Source organism: Zestomonas insulae, from assembly GCF_016901015.1.
GTDB classification, from domain to species: Bacteria; Pseudomonadota; Gammaproteobacteria; order Pseudomonadales; family Pseudomonadaceae; genus Aquipseudomonas; species Aquipseudomonas insulae.
The window spans coordinates 144,013-164,912 of sequence record NZ_JAFEUP010000003.1; the positions used below are offsets into that span (position 1 = coordinate 144,013).

At 66.7% G+C, this 20,900-nt stretch carries 15 protein-coding genes; 6 read left to right on the forward strand and 9 right to left on the reverse strand.

Annotation, left to right across the window (positions count from 1 at the left end; translation table 11 throughout):
• Positions 1-11: 11 nt before the first annotated feature.
• The 3 genes from gltB (at position 12) to hemE (ending at position 7,097) form a co-directional block, all read left to right on the forward strand.
• Positions 12-4,457, forward strand: coding sequence for a glutamate synthase large subunit (gltB, locus tag JQX08_RS10575; RefSeq protein WP_205348344.1), 4,446 nt, complete (start codon positions 12-14; stop codon positions 4,455-4,457).
• 32 nt (positions 4,458-4,489) lie between these two features.
• Positions 4,490-5,908: an FAD-dependent oxidoreductase gene (locus JQX08_RS10580; protein WP_205348345.1), complete on the forward strand. Its 1,419-nt coding sequence runs from the start codon at positions 4,490-4,492 to the stop codon at positions 5,906-5,908.
• Between the two features lie 121 nt (positions 5,909-6,029).
• Positions 6,030-7,097, forward strand: a complete 1,068-nt coding sequence (hemE, locus tag JQX08_RS10585; protein WP_205348346.1) for a uroporphyrinogen decarboxylase — start codon at positions 6,030-6,032, stop codon at positions 7,095-7,097.
• 53 nt (positions 7,098-7,150) lie between these two features.
• Here the strand turns inward: hemE and JQX08_RS10590 are convergent, their stop codons facing one another.
• Complete coding sequence (locus tag JQX08_RS10590; RefSeq protein WP_205348347.1) at positions 7,151-7,579, reverse strand: hypothetical protein; 429 nt, start codon at positions 7,577-7,579, stop codon at positions 7,151-7,153.
• A 181-nt stretch (positions 7,580-7,760) separates the two neighbouring features.
• Between JQX08_RS10590 and JQX08_RS10595 the strand changes: the two genes are divergently transcribed.
• Positions 7,761-8,534 (forward strand): ParA family protein, encoded by a 774-nt coding sequence (locus JQX08_RS10595; protein WP_205348348.1) that lies wholly within the window; start codon positions 7,761-7,763, stop codon positions 8,532-8,534.
• 4 nt (positions 8,535-8,538) lie between these two features.
• On the opposite strand, the gene JQX08_RS10600 is transcribed toward JQX08_RS10595, so the two are convergent.
• From JQX08_RS10600 to JQX08_RS10620, 5 genes are all read right to left on the reverse strand, one after another.
• Positions 8,539-9,699 (reverse strand): HD-GYP domain-containing protein, encoded by a 1,161-nt coding sequence (locus JQX08_RS10600; RefSeq protein WP_205348349.1) that lies wholly within the window; start codon positions 9,697-9,699, stop codon positions 8,539-8,541.
• Positions 9,700-9,790: 91 nt separating this feature from the next.
• Positions 9,791-10,579, reverse strand: coding sequence for a universal stress protein (locus tag JQX08_RS10605; protein ID WP_205348350.1), 789 nt, complete (start codon positions 10,577-10,579; stop codon positions 9,791-9,793).
• Between the two features lie 86 nt (positions 10,580-10,665).
• Positions 10,666-11,109, reverse strand: coding sequence for a YiiD C-terminal domain-containing protein (locus JQX08_RS10610; RefSeq protein WP_205348351.1), 444 nt, complete (start codon positions 11,107-11,109; stop codon positions 10,666-10,668).
• Between the two features lie 93 nt (positions 11,110-11,202).
• Positions 11,203-11,637, reverse strand: a complete 435-nt coding sequence (gene trxC / locus JQX08_RS10615; RefSeq protein ID WP_205348352.1) for a thioredoxin TrxC — start codon at positions 11,635-11,637, stop codon at positions 11,203-11,205.
• A 62-nt stretch (positions 11,638-11,699) separates the two neighbouring features.
• Positions 11,700-12,674 carry a sulfite exporter TauE/SafE family protein gene (locus tag JQX08_RS10620; RefSeq protein ID WP_205348353.1) on the reverse strand — a complete coding sequence of 325 codons (975 nt, stop codon included), beginning with the start codon at positions 12,672-12,674 and terminating at the stop codon, positions 11,700-11,702.
• A 167-nt stretch (positions 12,675-12,841) separates the two neighbouring features.
• Here JQX08_RS10620 and JQX08_RS10625 point away from each other — a divergent pair, with 167 nt between their 5' ends.
• On the forward strand, positions 12,842-13,420 hold the full coding sequence (locus tag JQX08_RS10625; RefSeq protein ID WP_205348354.1) for a DUF805 domain-containing protein: 579 nt from the start codon (positions 12,842-12,844) through the stop codon (positions 13,418-13,420).
• A gap of 93 nt (positions 13,421-13,513) precedes the next feature.
• Complete coding sequence (locus JQX08_RS10630; RefSeq protein ID WP_205348355.1) at positions 13,514-13,969, forward strand: hypothetical protein; 456 nt, start codon at positions 13,514-13,516, stop codon at positions 13,967-13,969.
• 14 nt (positions 13,970-13,983) lie between these two features.
• Here JQX08_RS10630 and selO read toward each other — a convergent pair whose 3' ends face one another.
• The 3 genes from selO to JQX08_RS10645 form a co-directional block, all read right to left on the reverse strand.
• Positions 13,984-15,444: a protein adenylyltransferase SelO gene (gene selO / locus JQX08_RS10635; RefSeq protein ID WP_205348356.1), complete on the reverse strand. Its 1,461-nt coding sequence runs from the start codon at positions 15,442-15,444 to the stop codon at positions 13,984-13,986.
• A 69-nt stretch (positions 15,445-15,513) separates the two neighbouring features.
• On the reverse strand, positions 15,514-18,828 hold the full coding sequence (gene mscK, locus JQX08_RS10640) for a mechanosensitive channel MscK (protein WP_205348357.1): 3,315 nt from the start codon (positions 18,826-18,828) through the stop codon (positions 15,514-15,516).
• A 104-nt stretch (positions 18,829-18,932) separates the two neighbouring features.
• Complete coding sequence (locus JQX08_RS10645) at positions 18,933-20,678, reverse strand: potassium/proton antiporter (RefSeq protein ID WP_205348358.1); 1,746 nt, start codon at positions 20,676-20,678, stop codon at positions 18,933-18,935.
• Between the last annotated feature and the right edge of the window lie 222 nt (positions 20,679-20,900).

The following is a 20,900-nucleotide window of genomic DNA, read 5'->3' on the forward strand; positions in this document are numbered from 1 at the left end:
TGAGAGTCCCTATGAGAGCAGGTCTATTCCATCCTGATGAGTTCAAGGATAACTGCGGCTTTGGCTTGATCGCCCATATGCAGGGTGAGGCGAGTCATGACTTGCTGAATACCGCCATCGAAGCGCTGACCTGCATGACCCACCGCGGCGGCATCAACGCCGATGGTAAGACCGGGGATGGTTGTGGTCTGCTGATCCAGAAGCCTGATCTGTTCCTGCGCGCCATCGCCCGCGAGACATTCGCCGTCGACCTGCCTGCCCAGTACGCGGTCGGCATGGTGTTCTTCAACCAGGACCCGGCCAAGGCCGAAGCGGCCCGCGAGCACATGAATCGCGAGATTCTCGCCGCCGGCCTGCAACTGATCGGCTGGCGCAAGGTGCCGGTCGATACCAGCGTGCTCGGCCGCCTGGCGCTCGAGCGCCTGCCCCAGATCGAACAGGTGTTTGTCGGCGGTGACGGTCTGGCCGACCAGGACTTCGCCATCAAGCTGTTCAGCGCCCGTCGGCGCTCCTCGGTGGCCAATGCCGCCGACACCGACCATTACATCTGCAGCTTCTCGCCGAAGACCATCATCTATAAAGGCCTGATGATGCCGGCCGACCTGCAGCAGTTCTACCCGGACCTCGGCGACGAGCGCCTGCAGACCGCGATCTGCGTGTTCCACCAGCGCTTCTCCACCAACACCCTGCCGAAGTGGCCGCTGGCCCAGCCGTTCCGCTTCCTCGCCCACAACGGCGAGATCAACACCATCACTGGCAACCGCAACTGGGCGCAGGCACGGCGCACCAAGTTCGCCAACGAGCTGATTCCGGACCTCGAAGAGCTCGGCCCGCTGGTCAACCGCGTCGGTTCCGACTCGTCGAGCATGGACAACATGCTCGAGCTGATGGTCACTGGCGGCATCGACCTGTTCCGCGGCGTGCGCATGATCATTCCGCCGGCCTGGCAGAACGTCGAGACCATGGACGCCGACCTGCGCGCGTTCTATGAGTACAACTCGATGCACATGGAGCCGTGGGACGGCCCGGCCGGCGTGGTACTGACCGACGGTCGCTACGCCGTATGCCTGCTCGACCGTAACGGTCTGCGCCCGGCGCGCTGGGTGACCACCAAGAACGGCTACATCACCCTCGCCTCGGAAATCGGTGTGTGGGACTACCAGCCGGAAGACGTGATCGCCAAGGGCCGCGTCGGCCCGGGGCAAATCCTCGCGGTGGATACCGAGACCGGCCAGGTGCTCAACACCGACGACATCGACAACCGCCTGAAGTCGCGTCACCCGTACAAGCAATGGCTGCGGCAGAACGCCGTGCGCATCCAGGCCACCCTGTCCGACGACCAGGGCGTGGCCAGCTACGATGCCGACCAGCTCAAGCAGTACATGAAGATGTTCCAGGTCACCTTCGAGGAGCGTGACCAGGTGCTGCGTCCGCTGGCCGAGCAGGGCCAGGAAGCGGTCGGCTCGATGGGTGACGACACGCCGATGGCCGTGCTGTCCAAGCGCGTGCGTTCGCCGTTCGACTATTTCCGCCAGCAGTTCGCCCAGGTCACCAACCCGCCGATCGACCCGCTGCGCGAAGCGATCGTCATGTCCCTGGAAATCTGCCTGGGCGCCGAGCGCAACATCTTCGTCGAGTCGCCGGAGCACGCCACCCGCGTGATCCTCAGCTCGCCGGTGATTTCGCCAGCCAAGTGGCGTTCGCTGATGACCCTCGACCGCCCCGGCTTCGAGCGGCATGTCATCGACATGAACTACGACGAGGGCTTCGGCCTCGAAGCGGCCGTGCGCAACATGGCCGACCAGGCCGAGGAAGCGGTGCGCGCCGGCAAGAGCCAGTTGGTGCTGACCGACCGCCACATCGCCCCGGGCAAGCTGCCGGCGCACGCCTCGCTGGTGGTCGGTGCAGTGCACCACCGCCTGACCGAAAAAGGCCTGCGTTGCGACTGCAACATCCTGGTCGAGACCGCCACCGCGCGTGACCCGCACCACTACGCAGTGCTGCTCGGCTTCGGCGCCTCGGCGGTGTACCCGTTCCTCGCCTACGAAGTGCTTGCCGACCTGATCCGCACCGGCGAAGTGCTCGGCGACCTCGACGAGGTGTTCAAGTACTATCGCAAGGGCATCTCCAAGGGCCTGCTGAAGATCCTCTCGAAGATGGGCATCTCCACCGTGGCCTCGTACCGCGGTGCGCAGTTGTTCGAAGCGGTCGGCCTGTCCGAGGAAGTGGTCGGCCTGAGCTTCCGTGGCGTGGCCAGCCGCCTGAAGGGGGCGCGCTTCGTCGACATCGAGGCCGAGCAGAAGCTGCTCGCCGGTGAAGCCTGGAACAACCGCAAGGCGATTCAGCAGGGCGGTCTGCTCAAGTTCGTCTACGGCGGCGAGTACCACGCCTACAACCCGGACGTGGTCAACACCCTGCAGGCCGCGGTGCAGCAGGGCAGCTACGAGAAGTACAAGGAGTACGCCACGCTGGTCGATACCCGTCCGGTGTCGATGCTGCGAGACCTGCTGCAGGTCAAGCTAGCCGAGCAGCCGCTGCCGATCGATCAGGTCGAGCCGCTGCAGTCGATCTTCAAGCGTTTCGATGCCGCGGGCATTTCCCTCGGCGCCTTGTCGCCGGAAGCCCACGAGGCGATCGCCGAGGCGATGAACCGCATCGGTGGCCGTTCCAACTCCGGTGAAGGCGGCGAAGACCCGGCGCGCTACGGCACCGTGCGTAGCTCGAAGATCAAGCAGGTCGCCACCGGCCGCTTCGGGGTCACCCCGGAGTACCTGGTCAACGCCGAAGTGCTGCAGATCAAGGTCGCCCAGGGCGCCAAGCCGGGCGAAGGCGGTCAGCTGCCGGGTGGCAAGGTCAACGGCCTGATCGCTCGCCTGCGCTATGCGGTACCGGGCGTGACGCTGATCTCGCCGCCGCCGCACCACGACATCTACTCGATCGAAGACCTGTCGCAGCTGATTTTCGACCTCAAACAGGTCAATCCGCAGGCGCTGGTCTCGGTCAAGCTGGTCGCGGAAGCCGGGGTCGGCACGATCGCCGCCGGCGTGGCCAAGGCCTATGCCGACCTGATCACCATCTCCGGCTATGACGGCGGCACCGGCGCTTCGCCGCTGAGCTCGATCAAGTACGCCGGCAGCCCGTGGGAACTCGGCCTGGCCGAAACCCACCAGACCCTGCGCGGCAACGACCTGCGCGGCAAGGTGCGGGTCCAGACCGACGGCGGCCTGAAGACCGGCCTCGACGTGATCAAGGCCGCCATCCTCGGTGCCGAGAGCTTCGGCTTCGGCACCGGCCCGATGGTCGCGCTGGGCTGCAAATACCTGCGCATCTGCCACCTGAACAACTGCGCCACCGGCGTCGCCACCCAGAACGACAAGCTGCGCAAGGACCACTTCATCGGTACCGTCGACATGGTGGTGAACTACTTCACCTACGTCGCCGAAGATACCCGTGAGTGGCTGGCCAAGCTTGGCGTGCGCAGCCTCGGCGAGCTGATCGGGCGGACCGATCTGCTGGAAATGCTGCCGGGTGAGACCGACAAACAAGGCCAGCTGGATCTGACACCGCTGCTCGGCAGCGATCACATCCCGGCCGACAAGCCGCAGTTCTGCGAAGTTGATCGCAACCCGCCGTTCGACCAGGGCCTGCTGGCCGAGAAGATGGTTGAGCTGGCCAAGGGCGCCATCGCTGGCAAGAGCGGTGGCGAGTACGCGCTGGATATCTGCAACTGCGACCGCTCGATCGGCGCGCGGATTTCCGGCGAGATCGCCAAGGCCCACGGCAACCAGGGCATGAAGGACGCGCCGCTGACCTTCCGCTTCAAGGGCACTGCCGGGCAGAGCTTCGGCGTGTGGAACGCCGGTGGCCTGAACCTGTACCTGGAAGGCGATGCCAACGACTACGTCGGCAAGGGCATGACCGGTGGCAAGCTGGTGATCACCCCGCCCAAGGGCAGTCCGTTCAAGACCCAGGACTCGGCCATCATCGGCAACACCTGCTTGTACGGCGCCACCGGCGGCAAGCTGTTCGCCGCCGGCACCGCGGGCGAGCGCTTTGCCGTGCGTAACTCCGGTGCGCACACCGTAGTGGAAGGCACCGGCGACCATTGCTGCGAGTACATGACCGGCGGCTTCGTCTGCGTGCTCGGCAAGACCGGCTACAACTTCGGCTCGGGCATGACTGGCGGCTTCGCCTACGTGCTCGACCTGGACAACAGCTTCTACGACCGGGTCAACCACGAACTGGTGGAAATCCAGCGGATCAACAGCGAAGCGATGGAGGCCTACCGTAGCCACCTGCAGGGCGTGTTGGCCGAATACGTGCAAGAAACCGGCAGCGAATGGGGGCGCAACCTCCTGGAAAACCTGGACGACTACCTGCGCAAGTTCTGGCTGGTCAAACCGAAGGCCGCCAACCTGGCCTCGCTGCTCTCCAGCACCCGTGCCAACCCACAATAATCGCGCCTGAAGTAGTTTGATGAGGTTTTGAAATGACTGAACGTCTGAACAATGACTTCCAGTTCATCGAGGTCGGGCGCAAGGATCCGAAGAAGAAACTGCTGCGTCAGCGCAAGAAAGAGTTCGTCGAGATCTACGAGCCGTTCAAGCCCCAGCAAGCCGGTGAGCAAGCACACCGCTGCCTGGGCTGCGGCAACCCGTACTGCGAGTGGAAGTGCCCGGTGCACAACTTCATTCCGAACTGGCTGAAGCTGGTTTCGGAAGGCAACATCCTGGCCGCCGCCGAGCTGTCGCACCAGACCAACACCCTGCCGGAAGTCTGCGGCCGCGTGTGCCCGCAGGATCGTCTGTGCGAGGGTGCCTGCACCCTCAACGACGGCTTCGGCGCGGTGACCATCGGCTCGGTGGAGAAGTACATCACCGACACCGCCTTCGCCATGGGCTGGCGCCCGGACATGTCCAAGGTCAAACCGACCGGCAAGCGCGTCGCAGTGATCGGCGCGGGCCCGGCCGGCCTCGGCTGCGCCGACGTGCTGGTGCGCAACGGCGTGACCCCGGTGGTGTTCGACAAGAACCCGGAAATCGGCGGCCTGCTGACCTTCGGCATCCCCGAGTTCAAGCTGGAAAAGAGCGTGCTGACGCGCCGTCGCGAAGTGTTCACCGGCATGGGCATCGAGTTCCGCCTGAACACCGAGATCGGCAAAGACGTGACCATGGAGCAGCTGCTGGCCGAGTACGACGCCGTGTTCATGGGCATGGGCACCTACACCTACATGAAGGGTGGCTTCCCGGGCGAAGACCTGCCGGGCGTGCACGACGCGCTGGACTTCCTGATCGCCAACGTCAACCGCAACCTCGGCTTCGAGAAATCGCCGGAAGACTTCGTCGACATGAAGGGCAAGAAGGTCGTGGTGCTCGGCGGTGGCGACACCGCGATGGACTGCAACCGCACCTCGATCCGTCAGGGCGCCAAGGCAGTGACCTGCGCCTATCGCCGTGACGCCGAGAACATGCCGGGCTCGCGCAAGGAAGTGAAGAACGCCAAGGAAGAGGGCGTGAAGTTCCTCTTCAACCGCCAGCCCATCGCCATCGTCGGCGAGGACAAGGTGGAAGGCGTCAAGGTCGTCGAGACCCGTCTCGGCGAGCCGGACGCCCGTGGCCGCCGCAGCCCCGAGCCGATCCCCGGTTCCGAGGAAATCCTCCCGGCCGACGCCGTGGTGATCGCCTTCGGTTTCCGCCCGAGCCCGGCGCCGTGGTTTGCCCAGTTCGACATCCAGATCGACAGCCAGGGCCGCGTGGTCGCCCCCGAGCAGAGCCAGTTCAAGCACCAGACCAGCAACCCGAAGATCTTCGCCGGTGGCGACATGGTCCGCGGTTCCGACCTGGTGGTGACGGCGATCTTCGAAGGCCGCAACGCCGCCGAAGGCATCCTCGACTACCTGAACGTCTGACCGCCCCGCGCGCGGCATATCGTCGCGACGGACAAAAGGCACGGCACTCGCCGTGCCTTTTGCTTTGCGCTTTGCGAGAATGCCCGCACTTTTTCCTGCCGCTTTGCTTGGGAACCTGCCCATGACCGCTCTGAAGAACGACCGCTTTCTCCGCGCCCTGCTCAAGCAGCCCGTCGACGTCACCCCGGTGTGGATGATGCGCCAGGCCGGTCGTTACCTGCCGGAGTACCGCGCCACCCGCGCCAAGGCCGGCGACTTCGTCAGCCTGATGAAGAACCCGGAGCTGGCCTGCGAGGTCACCGTGCAGCCGCTCGACCGCTACCCGCAGCTGGATGCGGCGATCCTGTTCTCCGACATCCTCACCATCCCCGACGCCATGGGCCAGGGCCTGTACTTCGAGACCGGCGAAGGCCCGCGCTTCAAGAAGGTCATCAGCTCCATGGCCGACATCGAGGCGCTGCCGATTCCGGACCCAGAGCAGGACCTGGGCTACGTGATGGACGGCGTGCGCAACATCCGCCGCGCGCTGAACGGCCGCGTGCCGCTGATCGGCTTCTCCGGCAGCCCGTGGACGCTGGCCACCTACATGGTCGAGGGCGGCTCGTCGCGCGACTTCCGCAAGACCAAGGCGATGCTCTACGACAACCCGCAGGCTCTGCACGCGCTGCTCGACAAGCTGGCCAAGTCGGTGACCGCCTACCTCAACGGCCAGATCAAGGCCGGCGCCCAGGCGGTGCAGATCTTCGATTCCTGGGGCGGTGCGCTGTCGGCGGCGGCTTATCAGGAGTTCTCGCTGGCCTACATGAAACAGATCGTCGACGGCCTGATCCGTGAACACGAGGGGCGCCGCGTGCCGGTGATCCTGTTCACCAAGGGCGGCGGGCTGTGGCTCGAGTCGCTGGCCGCCAGCGGTGCCGAGGCGCTAGGCCTGGACTGGACCTGCGACATCGGCAGCGCGCGCGCCCGTGTCGGTGCCCAGGTGGCGCTGCAGGGCAACATGGACCCGGCGGTGCTGTACGCCAAGCCGGCGGCGATCCGCGCCGAGGTGGCGCGCATTCTCGCCGCCTATGGGGCGGGCTCCGGCCACGTGTTCAACCTCGGCCATGGGATCACCCCGGAGGTCGATCCGGCCCACGCCGGAGCGTTCTTCGAGGCGGTGCACGAGTTGTCGGTGCAGTACCACGGTTAATCGTGGGGCAAACAAAAAGGCCGTCTTGCGACGGCCTTTTTTATGTGCGGCGCTTAGTTATAGCCGTACTTCTTGTCGACCTTGCGCTTTTCCAGGGTGTACTGGGTCAAGTCGATCTGCTGCGTTTGCAGTTGTTCGTCGAGAGTGGCCAGTTCTTTTTCTTCCAGGCTGCTGATATGAGCCTTGGTCGCTTGGTAGTTGATCGACTTGGCGGCGTCGTAGCCGCTGACGGGATCCCACACGATCGACAACGGCCATAGCAGCAAATTGACCACGCCGAAACCGTATTCACGGCCGTAGAAGGAACCGCCGCCCGGCAGAATGCCGAGTGCCGCGGCGAGGCCGGGGTTCTTTTCTTCAACCGCCATGCCGCGCGCCTCATAGTGGTCGAGTTCGCTTTTCTGCTGGCTGTTCAGGCCGGTTGCACAGCCAGTGCAGAGAGTGAGCAGGACGGTGGCGGCGCACAGGTGCTTCAGGGACATCGGACGACTCCTTGTTGTCATATTTTGACCACATTCGGGTGGGCGGCGTAGCTTAACGCAATATGATGGCCAAATGCCTCGCCTTGGGTGGGTAGCCTAGATTTCCGCAATCGGCTTTGTTATTGCGGGCCAATGCGCTACAAATCCCCGGTATTCGACTGGATTACCTAAGGGGTGTGCGATGCGGCGCGTGGTGTTCAACCAGAAAGGGGGCGTGGGCAAGTCCAGCATCGCCTGCAACTTGGCGGCGGTGAGTGCGGCGGAGGGGTATCGGACCCTGCTGGTCGACCTCGATGCCCAGGCCAACTCCACTCACTACCTGACCGGGCTGACCGGCGATGAAATCCCGATGGGCATCGCCGATTTTTTCAAGCAGACCCTGTCGTCCGGGCCGTTCGCCAAGAAGGGCAAGGTCGACATCTACGAGACGCCGTTCGACAACCTGCATGTGATCACCGCCACCGCCGAGCTGGCCGACCTGCAGCCCAAGCTCGAGGCGAAGCACAAGATCAACAAGCTGCGCAAACTGCTCGAAGAGCTCGACGAGGATTACGACCGGATTTATTTGGATACCCCGCCGGCGCTGAACTTCTATGCGATTTCCGCATTGATCGCGGCCGATCGCTGCCTGATTCCCTTCGATTGCGACAGCTTCTCCCGCCAGGCGCTGTACGGCCTGATGGCCGAGATCGAGGAACTGCGTGATGACCACAACGAGGACCTGCTGCTCGAAGGCATCGTGGTCAACCAGTTCCAGCCGCGCGCCAGCTTGCCCCAGCAACTGCTCGACGAGCTGATCGCCGAGGAATTGCCGGTGCTGCCGGTGTACCTGATGAGCTCGGTGAAGATGCGCGAGTCGCACCAGGCCTGCAAACCGCTGATCCACCTGGATCGCAGCCACAAGCTCAGTCAGCAGTTCATCGAACTGCACCGCGTGCTGGAAGCCGACAGCTGAGCCGTCACTGCCCGTAACCCCACAGGCTTGGCAGGCTCAGCGTGCGCAGCTCGCGCGGCTCGACGTGGGCGCACGGGCGCAGGTCGTCGTGGCGGGTGTCGCGGGCGAACGATCCGAGGTAGGGGTTGCCCTTGGCGTTGGCCACCGCGCGCACCCGCGGCGTCTCGGCATCGGCGCAGCGCCGGGTGACCACGGCGATCTCCTGGTTGCCCAAACGCACGAAGCTGCCCGGCGGGTAGGGCGTCAGCAGCGCCTGCAGGGTCTCCAGGTGCGCGCGCTCGCGGCTGTCTGCGCGGCAGTCCTCGGCGAGCAGGCGCAGCGCCTCGCCGGGGTGGTAGCGCTCGCGATAACCGCGCTTGGTGATCATCGCCACGTAGCGCTCGGCCAGCGACAGCAGCTGCGCCTCCTGACAGATCTGTCCACCCGCCAGCCCTTGCGGATACCCCTGCCCGGCCTCGCGTTCATGGTGCTGTTCGATGATCTGCAGCCACTGTGGGTTGTCGATGGCGGCGCCGGCGACTGCCTGGGCGCTGAGCTGCGGGTGCTTGTTGATGATGCCGCGCTGCTCGGCGTTGAGGCTGCTGCGCAGGCCGTTGAGCTTGTCCTGGAAGCGCAGCAGAGCGACGTTGGCGGTCAGCGCCGCGGCGCTGAGGGTCAGCCGCGCCACTTCGGTGAGGCCGAGCTGGCGCGCCAGCAGGTTGCACAGCAGGGCGTAGGAGAGGCTCTGTTCACAGGCGCTGGGCTCCTGGGCGCGCAAATGGATCAGCGCCAGGCAGGCGTCGGCGTCACTCTCGCAGATGCGTTCAACGGTGCGCGCCAGGCCGAGGATGCGCCGCTCGCTGTCGGCCTGACGCTCGAGCAGGCGCTGCAGGGCGCTGGCCAGGTGGCGCAGCAGCTCGTCGTATTCGGCAAACGGGTCGATGCGTCGCACCGGCTCGTCGACCGCGGCGCTGGCCAGGCTGCGTGCCTTGCGGCTGTAGTACAGACCGCGTTCCAGCAGGCGCTCGAGTTGCTGCGGCGAGCCGATCACCTGGCCCTGATTGAGCAGCAGCGTGCCGCGTGCATCGAACACCGGCCACGGCAGCGGCTTGCCCAGTTGGATATGTTCGGCGCTGATCGCCATCAGATCGGCGTCGACGCGCCAGTCGCAAGACGACTCGCTCATGGGCTTCCCCGTTATTGTTATTGGATGGGGTCAAAAAAGTGATGTCAAATTGATGGCAAAACGCGTCGCCGTCAATCCCAAAATGGTGCAATCAGCTCGGGCTACGGCTGATCAGCAGGTCGCAGGGCGGCTGGCGCAGCAGCTGCTGGGTCAGGCCGCCGAGCAATGCTTCGCTGAGCTGACTGCGGTTGTGCTGGCCGAGGGCGAGCAGCTGCACGGGCGGGTCGGCCAGTGCCTGCTCCAGGCGGCTCAGTCGTTCGCCGCGCAGCAGGCGCGCCTCGAGCGTCGGCCCGCCGGCGGGCAGCTTGGCCTGCTCGTCGCGCAGCAGTTGTTCGAACAGCGCCGGTTCATAGTCCGTGGTGCTGGCCTGCAGCGGGGCGACCTCGCAGATGTGTAGCGCGGTCAGGCGGGCGTCGCTGGGCAGCAGGCGATGCACGAGCTGCAGTGCGGTGCAGGCGGCGAGCGAAAAGTCCAAGCCGACCAGCGCCTGGCGATAGGGCGCCGGCGAGTCGCCGACCGCCAGCAGCAGCGGCACCCGGCACTGCCGCGCCAGGCGTTCCAGGGTGGTGCCGGCGAAACGTTCCGGGCGGCCCTGATGATGGGCGCCAACGACCAGCAGGTCGGCCTGCTCGAGGACCACGTGCTGGGCGATTTGCTCGGTGGCCGCACCGCCGACTACCTGCACCTGGCTGTCGGCCAGGGCGTGGGCCTGCAGTTTGCGCTCGAGAAACTGCTGCGCCGACTGGCGCAGATCGGGATAGTCGAGGACGTGCAGCAGGGTCAGCCGCGCTTGGTGCTGGCGGGCCAGTTGGGCGGCGCGCTGCAGGGCGAGGTCGGCCTCGTGGCTAAGGTCATGGGCGATCAGAATGTGGCGGAACATGGCGCGTCTCCTGCTGGCAGCTCCCCGCAGTCTGGCGCGCCCGTGGGCGGGCGATGTTGCGCTGGATCAAGCGCCGAGCAGTCGCCTCAGCGCCGGCGCAACTGGTACAGCGCGCGGCTTTCCGCTACCACCTCGTCGCTGGCGTCGCGCAATTGCAGTTCCAGCACGTAGTCGGCCTTGCCCAGAGCCGCCGCCTCGGACTGCAGGCGTTCGATCTCCTCGACCGCCAGCCGCGCTTCGACGCTGATCGCGCCGCTCGCTGGGCGGCGGAAGCGCAGGTTGAGTTCCTTGACCACCGGGTAGTAGCGCTCGTGGTCGAAGCTGGTGAGGAACAGCGCGCCACCGGGCACTTCGGCGAGGGTGAACAGCGCGCCGGCGTACATGGTGCCGATGTGGTTCTCGTTGCCGGCCAGCGGCGCGAGCAGGCGGACGAAGCCGGGTTCGAGGATCTCGGCCTTGAGGCCCATGCGTTTGACGAAGGCGATGTTTTCTTCGGTGAGCACGCGGGCCAGGGCGGCGGGCAGCGACATGCGGCGATCCTCTTCTTGTTATCGAGGTCTCAGCCTAGTCCCGGCAGCGTGCGCAGCAATGACCGCGGCGCTCAGCCGCGCTGACGAAAACGCTCAGACGCCGTGCTGCGCCAACCAGGCGAGCAGCTGCGGCAATGGCATGGCGCCGCTCTGGCGGGCCACTTCGCGACCGTCCTTGAACAGCAGCAGCGAGGGAATCGAGCGGATGCCGAGCTGGCCGGCCAGCTGCGGGTGCGCCTCGCTGTCCAGCTTGGCCAGGCGCGCGCGGCCTAGCAGTTGCGCGGCGGCCTGTTCGAAGGTCGGTGCGAAGGCGCGGCAGGGCCCGCACCAGGCGGCCCAGACATCCACCAGCAGCGGCAGGTCGCCCTTCAGCTGGCTGGCGTAGCTGGCCTGGGTCAGCTCGAACGGCGCGCCGCTCAGCACCGCCTGCTTGCAGCGCCCGCAGCGCGGCGCATCGCCGAGGCGTTCGGCGGGCAGGCGGTTGAGGCCGTTACAGTGCGGGCAGGGGATCAGCAGGGCGTCGGTCATCGGCGGGCTCCAGGGGCAAGTCCTGCCTATCTGGAGCCGCCGCGCGGGGAAATCAAGCGCGCTTAGCTCAGCGCGTTGTAGATGTTGTAGGCGCTGATCAGGGTGATCAGGCAGCCGACGATGGTCAGCAGGGTGCGCGCCGGCAGCTTCTTGCACAGCAGGGCGGCGAATGGCGCGGCGAACAGCCCACCGAACACCAGGCCGGCGACCATCATCCAGGTGCTCGGCTGGCCGGCGAGAAGGATGAACGAGGTGGCGCTGGAGATGGTCAGGAAGAACTCGGCGAAGTTCACCGAACCGATGGTGGTGCGCGGGTCGCTGCCCGAGCCGAGCAGGCTGCTGGTCACCACCGGGCCCCAACCGCCGCCGCCGGCGGCGTCGACGAAGCCGCCGAACAGCGCCAGCTTGCCGACGTGTTCGGGTGCCTTGCGCTGGATGCGGTTGCGGTAGGCCTTGCTGAGGATGTACAGGCCCATCAGCAGCAGGTAGGCGGAAATGAACGGCTTGAGCGCCGCGCCGTCGACCTGGGTGACCAGAATCGCGCCGAGGATCGCGCCGATGATGCCCGGCAGCAGCAGGCGCAGGAACAGCGACTTGTTGACGTTGCCCAGCTTGACGTGGGAGATGCCCGACAGGCCGGTGGTGAACACTTCGGCGATGTGCACGCTGGCACTCGCCGCCGCCGGGGTGGCGCCGGCGGAGAGCAGGAAGGTGGTCGCGGTGATGCCGTAGGCCATGCCCAGCGCGCCGTCGATCACCTGGGCGAAGAAGCCGACCGCCACCGCGCTCCAGAACGCCGGGCTCTGCAGGGTGCTTTCGATGATCGCCAGACCGCTGGTGTCGCCGTTGCCGAAGAACAGGCGCCAGGCGAGAAAACTCAGCAGGCCGACCAGAATCAGCACCGCCGCCCACATCGCGGCGCGCAGCACCGGGTGGTTGTCGGGGTGCGAAATGAAGTCTTCGACCGGCGGCAAGCCCAGGGCTTGGTGTTCCGCGTTGAGCGGGCTCTGGCTGAGGTCGAGGTCACGAATTTTCATGCGGGGAGGGGCCTGACAGCGGGTGGTAGAACAGGCAGGTATAACGAGGTCGGGAAAGATAATTTGCTTTGCTTATAGAGTCTAAGATTGTTTGAGAAGGTTTATAGTCGCTCTGGGAATAACGGCGCGCCGTTCTCCTGACCATGACCTGCATTGAAGGGACCTCGATGAACCGACTGGAACCCATGCTCGACGCCGCCACCGAGGCCGAGCTATACCGCCCCGCCAGCGCCGAGCTGCTGGCCCCCGAGCTGACCGCGCCGAGCACGCCGCGGCTGTTCGACTTCGCCGGTCGGCTATCGCTGCCGCGCTTCCTGCTCTGGCATTTCGGCTTGGTGGTGGCATTGCCCTGGTTGCTGCTGGTCGGCGCCTACTTCGCCTGGGGTGGCAACTGGGCGGCGCCGGCCACCGTGCTGATCACCATTGCGCCGCTCAACCTGCTGCTCTCGCTGTCGTTGTTCGTGCGCCGCGCGCGCGACCTCAACCTGCACGGCGCCTGGGGAGTGGCGGCGTTCTGCCTGCCGGTGCTCGGCACGCCGCTGTGCCTGTGGCTGATGGTCTGGCCGGGCAGTCGCGGGGTGAATCGCCGCGGTCCGCTGAACACGCCGCTCGGCCGGGTGGCGCAGATCGTCCTGGCGTTGCTGGCGGTGGGCTTGCTCGGCGCCTTCGGCTCGGCGCTGCTGTACGCCAGCGAAGTGATGGCCTTCGTCTCGCAGGCCATCCAGGGTCTGCTCCAGCGCCTCTAGGCGCCGCTGATCGGGCGCTCCGACGCGCGTGGCCGGGCTGGTTAGGCTGGTTGGATAGGGGAGAACTCATCCAACCGGTTGGAGGCTGCATCCATGAAAGGTTCTCGGACACTGTTGCTCGCCACGGCCTGCGCCGCGGTGCTCGCTGGCGCGGCGTTGACCCCCTTGCTCGATCAACTGATCCCGGCGGCGCAGGCCAGTAGCGGCTCGGGCGGGGGCGGCTCCGGCGGAGGGCATGGCGGCGGTTCTGGTTCCGGCGGCGGCCACGGGGGTGGTTCCGGCAGTGGTGGTTCCGGTGGTCACGGCGGCTCGGGCAGCGGCCACGCTGGCTCAGGCAGCGGTCATGGCGGTTCGGGCAGTGGCCACGGTGGCGATGGCTCCGGCAACAGCGGCCCGGGCAGCGCCAACAGCGGGCGGGCCGGCGAGGCCGAACATGGTCGAGGCGAAGCCGAGGCGCGCGGCCGCGATGCCGAGGGTGAAGGCGTGCGCGGCGAGGCGGAAGCCCGTGGCCGCGAGGCCGAAGGCGAGGCGCCGCGCGGCGCCGATTGAGCGCGGCAGCCGGCTCAGGACGAGCAGCTGATCGCCAGGTGCTTGCCCCAGTCCGGCGGGCGCTCGGCGTAGGGCTCGCGGCCCGGTTGCTCGTCGAACGGCCGGCTGAGCACCGCGTGCAGTTCGCGCACCGGGCCGTAGTCGCCGCGCTCGGCGGCTTCGATGGCTTGCTGCGCCAGGTAGTTGCGCAGGATGTACTTGGGGTTGACCGCGTGCATGCGCGCGCGCCGCTCGTCCTGTGAGCCGCCGTCGCGGGCGCTGCGCGCCCGGTAGTCGGCGGCCCAGGCATCGAAGCCCGCAAGGTCGACGAAGTCCTCACGCAAGCTCGCCAGCGCCTCCGTCGGGGCGTCCGCGCCGAGGCGACGGAAGAACTGCGTGTAATCGATGGCGCTGCCCTGCATCAGCTGCAGCAGGTGCTGCACGCGTTCCTCGTCGCCGTCCTCGGCGCTGCTCAGGCCGAGGCGGCGGCGCATCAGGTCGAGGTAATGCGCCTGGTACAGCGGCAGGAACAGCGCCAAGGTGGCGCGCAGGCTGTCGGCCTCGACGAACGGGGTCAGCGCCTGGGCCAGCGCGGCGAGATTCCAGTGGGCGATCGGCACCTGGTTGCTGAAGCTGTAGCGGCCGGCGTCGTCGGAGTGGTTGCAGATGTGCCTGGCGTCGAAGTCGTCGAGGAAGGCGTAGGGGCCGTAATCGAAGGTGATACCGAGGATCGACATGTTGTCGGTGTTCATCACCCCGTGACAGAAGCCGTAGGCCTGCCACTGCGCGATCAGCGCGGCGTTGCGTTCGACCACCTCGCGGAACAGTGCGGCATACGGCTGCTCCTGCGGCAGGCAGTCGGGGAAGTACTCGCGCAGGACGAACTCGCCAAGGGTCTTCAGCTGCTCCGCCTGGCCGGTGTAATAGAAATACTCGAAGTGGCCGAAGCGCACGTGGCTGGGTGCCAGGCGCAGCAGCATCGCCGCAGTTTCCTGTTTTTCCCGCCACACCGGGGTGCTCGAGCCGGTGACGCACAGCGCGCGGCTGGTGGGGATGCCCAGGGCGTGCAGCGCCTCGGAGGCGAGGAACTCGCGGATCGACGAGCGCAGCACCGCGCGGCCATCGCCCATGCGCGAGTAGGGGGTCTGACCGGCGCCCTTGAGGTGCAGGTCCCAGTGCTCGCCGGCGTCGTTAAGCACTTCGCCGAGCAGCAGGCCGCGGCCGTCGCCGAGGCGCGGGTTGTACACGCCGAACTGGTGCCCGGAGTAGACCATGGCCCTTGGCGCGGCGGTCGACCACAGCTTGTGCCCGGCGAACAGCTCGGCGAACACCGGCTCCTCGGCCAGCGCCGGGTCGAGGTCGAGCACGGCCATGGCCGCCGGGCTGGCGACCACCAGGCGCGGCTCGGCGATCGGCTCGGGCGCCACCTCGGTGGAGAAGGCATCGCCGAGGCGGGCGAAGCGGTTGTCGAAAGTCAGTTCGGTGAGGCTTTTCAAGGAGGGCTCCTGCAGTCGTCGTCATTGTCGACGCAGACTGCAAGAGCGTCCACGACTTGTCGTCGCGGCTCAGCGGGGCTTGGCGTCCTGGGTCGGAGCTGGTCGGGGCGGAGTGCTTTCCAGTACTGCTTCCTGGCCCTGCAGGTTCTTGACGAAGACGTCCACCTGGTTGAACGCCATTTCCACCCCGTGGATGCGGAACGCTTCGATGATCTTGTTGAGGATCTCGTCGGTCGCCGAGTTGCGGTCGCCCAGTTCGCGCACATGGAAGCGCAGTTCGTGGTCGAATGTGCTGGCGCTGACGTTGAGGAAGTACAGCAGCGGCTCGGGATCGCGCAGCACCCGGGCGTTTTCCAGGCAGGCCTGCATCATCAGCTTGCGCGCCAGCGGCAGGTCGGTCTCGTAGGCCAGGCCGATCTTGATGGTGACGCGGGTAACGGTGTCGGTCAGCGACCAGTTGATCAGTTGGTCGGTGATGAAGTTCTGGTTGGGGACGATGATTTCCTTACGGTCGAAGTCGGTGATGGTCGTGGCGCGGATGCGGATCTTGCTGACCGTGCCGGACAGCGCGCCGATGGTCACCACGTCGCCGATGCGCATCGGCCGCTCGAACAGGATGATCAGGCCGGAGACGAAGTTGGCGAAGATCGCCTGCAGGCCGAAACCGATACCCACCGACAGCGCCGCCGCCAGCCATTGCAGCTTGTCCCAGCTGACCCCCAGGGTGGACAGCGTGGACACCGTGCCGAAGCCGATGATCACGTAGGACAGCAAGGTGGTGGTGGCGTAGGCGCTGCCCTGGGCCAGACTCAGGCGCGACAGCACCAGCACCTCGAGCAGGCCGGGCAGGTTGCGCGCCAGGGCCACGGTGATGCCGAGGATAACCAGTGCGCCGAGCAGGCCAGCGAGGCTCAGCGGCACCTGCGTAGCAGCCGCGCCGGTGCCGCTGGTGTACTGGTAGAGGGTGATGTTGTCGAGGTAGGCGAACACCGAGATCAGGTCGGCCCACACCCAGTACAGCGAGACGATGAACGCCGCCAGCAGCGCCAGACTGATCAGGCGCAGCGACTGCTGGTTGACCTGCTCGATGTCCAGGGTCGGCTCCTCGACCACCTCGCCGTCGCCACCGTCTTTGACCTGTGCCTGGCGCTTGGCCAGGGCACGCTGGTAGGCCAGGCGCCGCGCCGCGACGCTCAGGCCGCGCACCAGGGTGGCCTCGATGACCAGCCACAGCATCAGCAGGTAGAGGGTGTCGATCAGTCGGTCGCTGAGCTTCAGCGCGGTGTAGTAGTAGCCGGCGCCGACCGCGATGAACAGCGCCACCGGCAGCGCGGTGAAGGCCAGGCCGAGCAGCAGGCGGAACGCCGAGGCGCGCTCGCGGGTCGGTGGGTCGAGCAGCAGCTTGGCCATCAGCCAGGTCATCAGCGTGTAGCAGGTCAGCACCACGGCGATGCCGATGATGTCGTCGGCCAGCGAATCCGGCTGGTGCTCGGCGAAGGTCACCACCGCGACCAGGGCCATCACCACCGCACCGAAGCGCCGCACCTGGGTGCGCAGGAACGCCACTTGCGGGCGCGGCCAGTGGAAGTGCAGCTCGGCCACCCCGGACGGGGCGAGCACCCGGTAGGCGGTGTAGAACATCAGCCAGGCGCGGGCCATCTCGATCAGCGCGGCGCCGAGGGCGACGTTCTGCCCGCGCGCGTCGGCCTGCAGGGCGAAACCGGCCAGGCCGAGCAGCATGGTGCCGGGCAGCGCCAGCAGCAGGTTGAACAGCAGCGCCATCGGCGTGTGCAGCTGGCTGTCGTGCTTGTAGTGGCCGATGTCCTGGTGAAGGCTGGTGAGCTTCTGCATCAGGTAGCGGCGCCGCCACAGCAGTACGCCGATCACCAGCAGCAGCGGCAGGAATACCAGCGGTCGGTCGATCAGGCCGGCGCCCAGTTGTTTCACCGCTGATCCCCAGGCCACGCTGCTCAGCTGCTGCTCGAACATGCGCTTGGCGCCCTTCAGCCAGGCCCAGTCGATCGGCTTGTTGCTGGGAATCCAGAACATCTGTTCGTCGAGGGTCTTGCGCAGGGTCTGCGCGGTGCCCTGCAGCTGTTTCTGGTTGAGCTGCAGGGTTATCGACTCGTTGAGCAGCGCGCTCATCTCTCGGTTGAGACGCTCAAGCAGGTCGCTGCGGGTGGCGATCAGGTCGTTGAGGGTGCTGCGCATTTCCGCCGTGACCTGCTCTGGCGGCTGCTTGGCGAGAATCTCGTCGACCAGCTCCTTGGGATTGCTCAGCTGCTCGCGCTGCTGATTGATCTCGAACTGGTAGAGGCGGATGTCGGCGATTTCGTCGGCCAGGTCGCGGTCGACCTTGATGGTCGGTAGCGCCTGCTTCTGCTGGTAGAGGATCTTGGCCAGCAGCAGGCTGCCCTGCAGCACGCTGATCTGCTCGTCGAGGGCCTGGTCGACCTGGTTGAGGTTGTCCAGCTGCTGCTTGGTTTCCAGGTTCTTGCGGGTCAGCTGGTTGAGCCGTTCGGTGGAGCGCAGCAGGTAGTCGGACAGCTTGAGGTTGGTTTCGCTCTGCACGGCGAGGAAGTTGTCACCGCCGGTCTTCTGCGCCTCGCGCGACAGCTCGGCCACGGTGCGTTCGGACTGCGCGCGGCGCTGGTCGTTGATCAGCGACTGCAGCACCAGGCTCTCCTGCTCGGCGCGGCGGATGCGCTCCTCGAGCAGGTCGTGGCGGGCGTTGCCGAGGTCCTGCAGTAGGCTGTTGCCGGCCAGCTCCTCGCGGCGCAGCTGCATCTTGGCGGCCAGCGCGGCCAGCTCGGCGTTGAGCTGCGCGCGCTGGTCATTGCTCAGCGGTTTGCCCTGCTCCTTGCCGAGCTTGAGGATGCTGTTGATCTGCTGGGTGCGCGTCTGGCTGTCGCTGATTTCCGCCTGGGCGCGCTCGGGGCGGGTCTGCGCGGTGACGATCAGGCTGTTGGCGGCGGCCAGCTCCTGCTGCCATTCGGCGAGCTGGTTGTTGCGGTCGGCCAGCTGCTGGTCGAGCTGCGCCACCGTATTGCCGGCGAAGCGTTTGGCCGGATCGCTGGCCGGCGAGTTGTTCAGGCGCGCCAGCTCGCGCTGCGACTCCAGCACCTGGCGCGGCGCGCCGGCCAGCTGCTGGCGCAACTGGGTGAGGGCCTTGCTGCTGGCGTCGCGTTCGTCGAGCAGCGCCAGGGTCTTTTCCAGCACCTGCTTGAGCGGTTGCGCCTCGGCGTCGGGCAGCTTGCGCTCGGCCAGGCTGTCGAGGCTGCGTTGCACCTCGTCGCGGTTGGGCGCGTCGGCGGCATGCAGCGGTTGCAGGGCGAGGCCGAGGCTGAGCAGGGCGGCAGCGAAGAAAGTACGCAGAAGGGGCATGGGTGCGAGTCGTAGGCTGGGTTGCGATGCAGTTTAACAGGCCGCCGGCGAAGCACCCGGTGCGCCGGCGCGAGCGCGTCGGGGCGGGGTGGTGCGCGGCCTGCTCAGAGGAACAATCCGGGCCCGGGGCGGGCGCCGTCGGGGAATTTGACGCCGATCTTGCGGATCTTGTTCCCTTCCATCACCGCCACGGTCCAGGTCAGGCCGTTCCACTCGACCTGGTCGCCGATTACCGGCGCGCCGCCGATCTCGTGGGTGATGAAGCGCGCCAGCGGCTGGCTGCCGTCCACGTCGCCGAGCTTGAGGCCGTACAGCGCAGCGACCGCGCGCAGTTCGGCATCGCCCTCGAGGACGAAGTCGCCGAAGAAGCGCAGGTCCTGGCCGCGCTTGGGCGCCTGGCTGAACAGCTTGCCGAGCGCTGGCAGGTCGTGTTCGTGGCCGATCACACAGAGGATGTCGGCGGCCTCCAGGGTGGTACTGCCGGACGGGTGGAGCAGGTCGCGGCCGCGGAACAGCGCGGCGACGCGAGTGCCCTCGGGCATCTTCAGCTCGCGCAGCGGCGCGCCGATGCACCACTTCTCGGCGCCGAGGCGGTAGACGAACAGCTCCCACTCGCTGGTCGGGTGGACTTCCAGGCCGGCGCGGGAGATCGGCGCCGGCTCCGGCGGCACAGTGACGCGCAGCAGCTTGGCCGCCCACGGCAGGCTGGTGCCCTGCACCAGCAGCGAGACCAGGACGATGAAGAACGCCAGGTTGAAGTACAGCTGGGCGTGCTCGAGGCCGGCCATCAGCGGGAACACCGCGAGAATGATCGGCACCGCGCCGCGAAGGCCGACCCAGGCGATGAAGCCTTTCTCACGGTCGTGGAAGGCCTTGAACGGCCACAGGCCGATGATCACCGACAGCGGCCGGGCGATGACGATCATCCACAGCGCAAGGCCGAGCGCCGGCAAGGCGATCGGCAGCAGGTCGTGCGGAGTGACCAGCAGGCCGAGGACCAGGAACATGCCGATCTGTGCCAGCCAGGCCATGCCGTCGAGCATGTGCAGGATGCTGTGCCGCGAACGGATCGGCTGGTTGCCGAGCACCAGGCCGCACAGGTAGGCGGCGAGGATGCCGCTGCCGTGCAGGGCGTTGGTCAGGGCGAAGATCAGCAGGCCGCCGCTGACCACCAGCAAGGGGTAAAGGCCGTGCGCCAGGTGGATGCGGTTGATCAGCTTGAGCAGCAGCCAGCCGCCGCCGAGTCCGAGCACCGCGCCGGTGCCGAATTCGCGCAGCAGGTGGGTGAGGAACGACAGGTCGACGCTGTGCTGCCCCTTGGCGAGCATGTCGATCAGGGTCACGGTGAGGAACACCGCCATCGGGTCGTTGCTGCCCGACTCGATCTCCAGGGTGGCGTTGACCCGTTCGTTGAGGCCCTTGCCACCGAGCAGCGAGAACACCGCAGCGGCGTCGGTGGAGCCGACGATGGCGCCGATCAGCAGGCCCTGCATGAGGTTCAGGTTGAACAGCCAGGCGGCGGCCATGCCGGTCAGCCCGGTGGTAATCAGCACCCCGACGGTGGCCAGCGACAGCGCCGGGCCGAGCGCCACGCGGAAGCTCGACACGCGGGTACGCAGACCACCGTCGAGGAGGATCACCGCCAGTGCCAGGTTGCCGACCAGGTAGGCCAGCGGGTAATTGCTGAAGCCGATGCCGCCCGGACCGTCGACCCCGGCGACCATGCCGACGGTGAGGATGATCACCAGGATCGGAATGCCGAGGCGCGAGGACACCGAACTCACCAGGATGCTTGCTCCCACCAGCAGTGCGCCGATCAGGAACAGGTTGTTGATGGCGCTTGCATCCAAGGGGCGGAACTCCAGGCGAAAGGGGGCGTGTAGCATGGGGGAAATGTGCCGACGCGAGCGCCGATCTGGCCGGATTCTAACCTGCCGACAGCGCCCCGCGGCAAGCGCTTGCGGGGGCAAAGTAGACGGCAATCGGCGGGTAAAGTTCGCCGGCGCTGGCGCGGCGGCGCAATGTCACCCGCCACCACGCAAAAGCCCCGCACGGGGCGGGGCTTGGCGGTC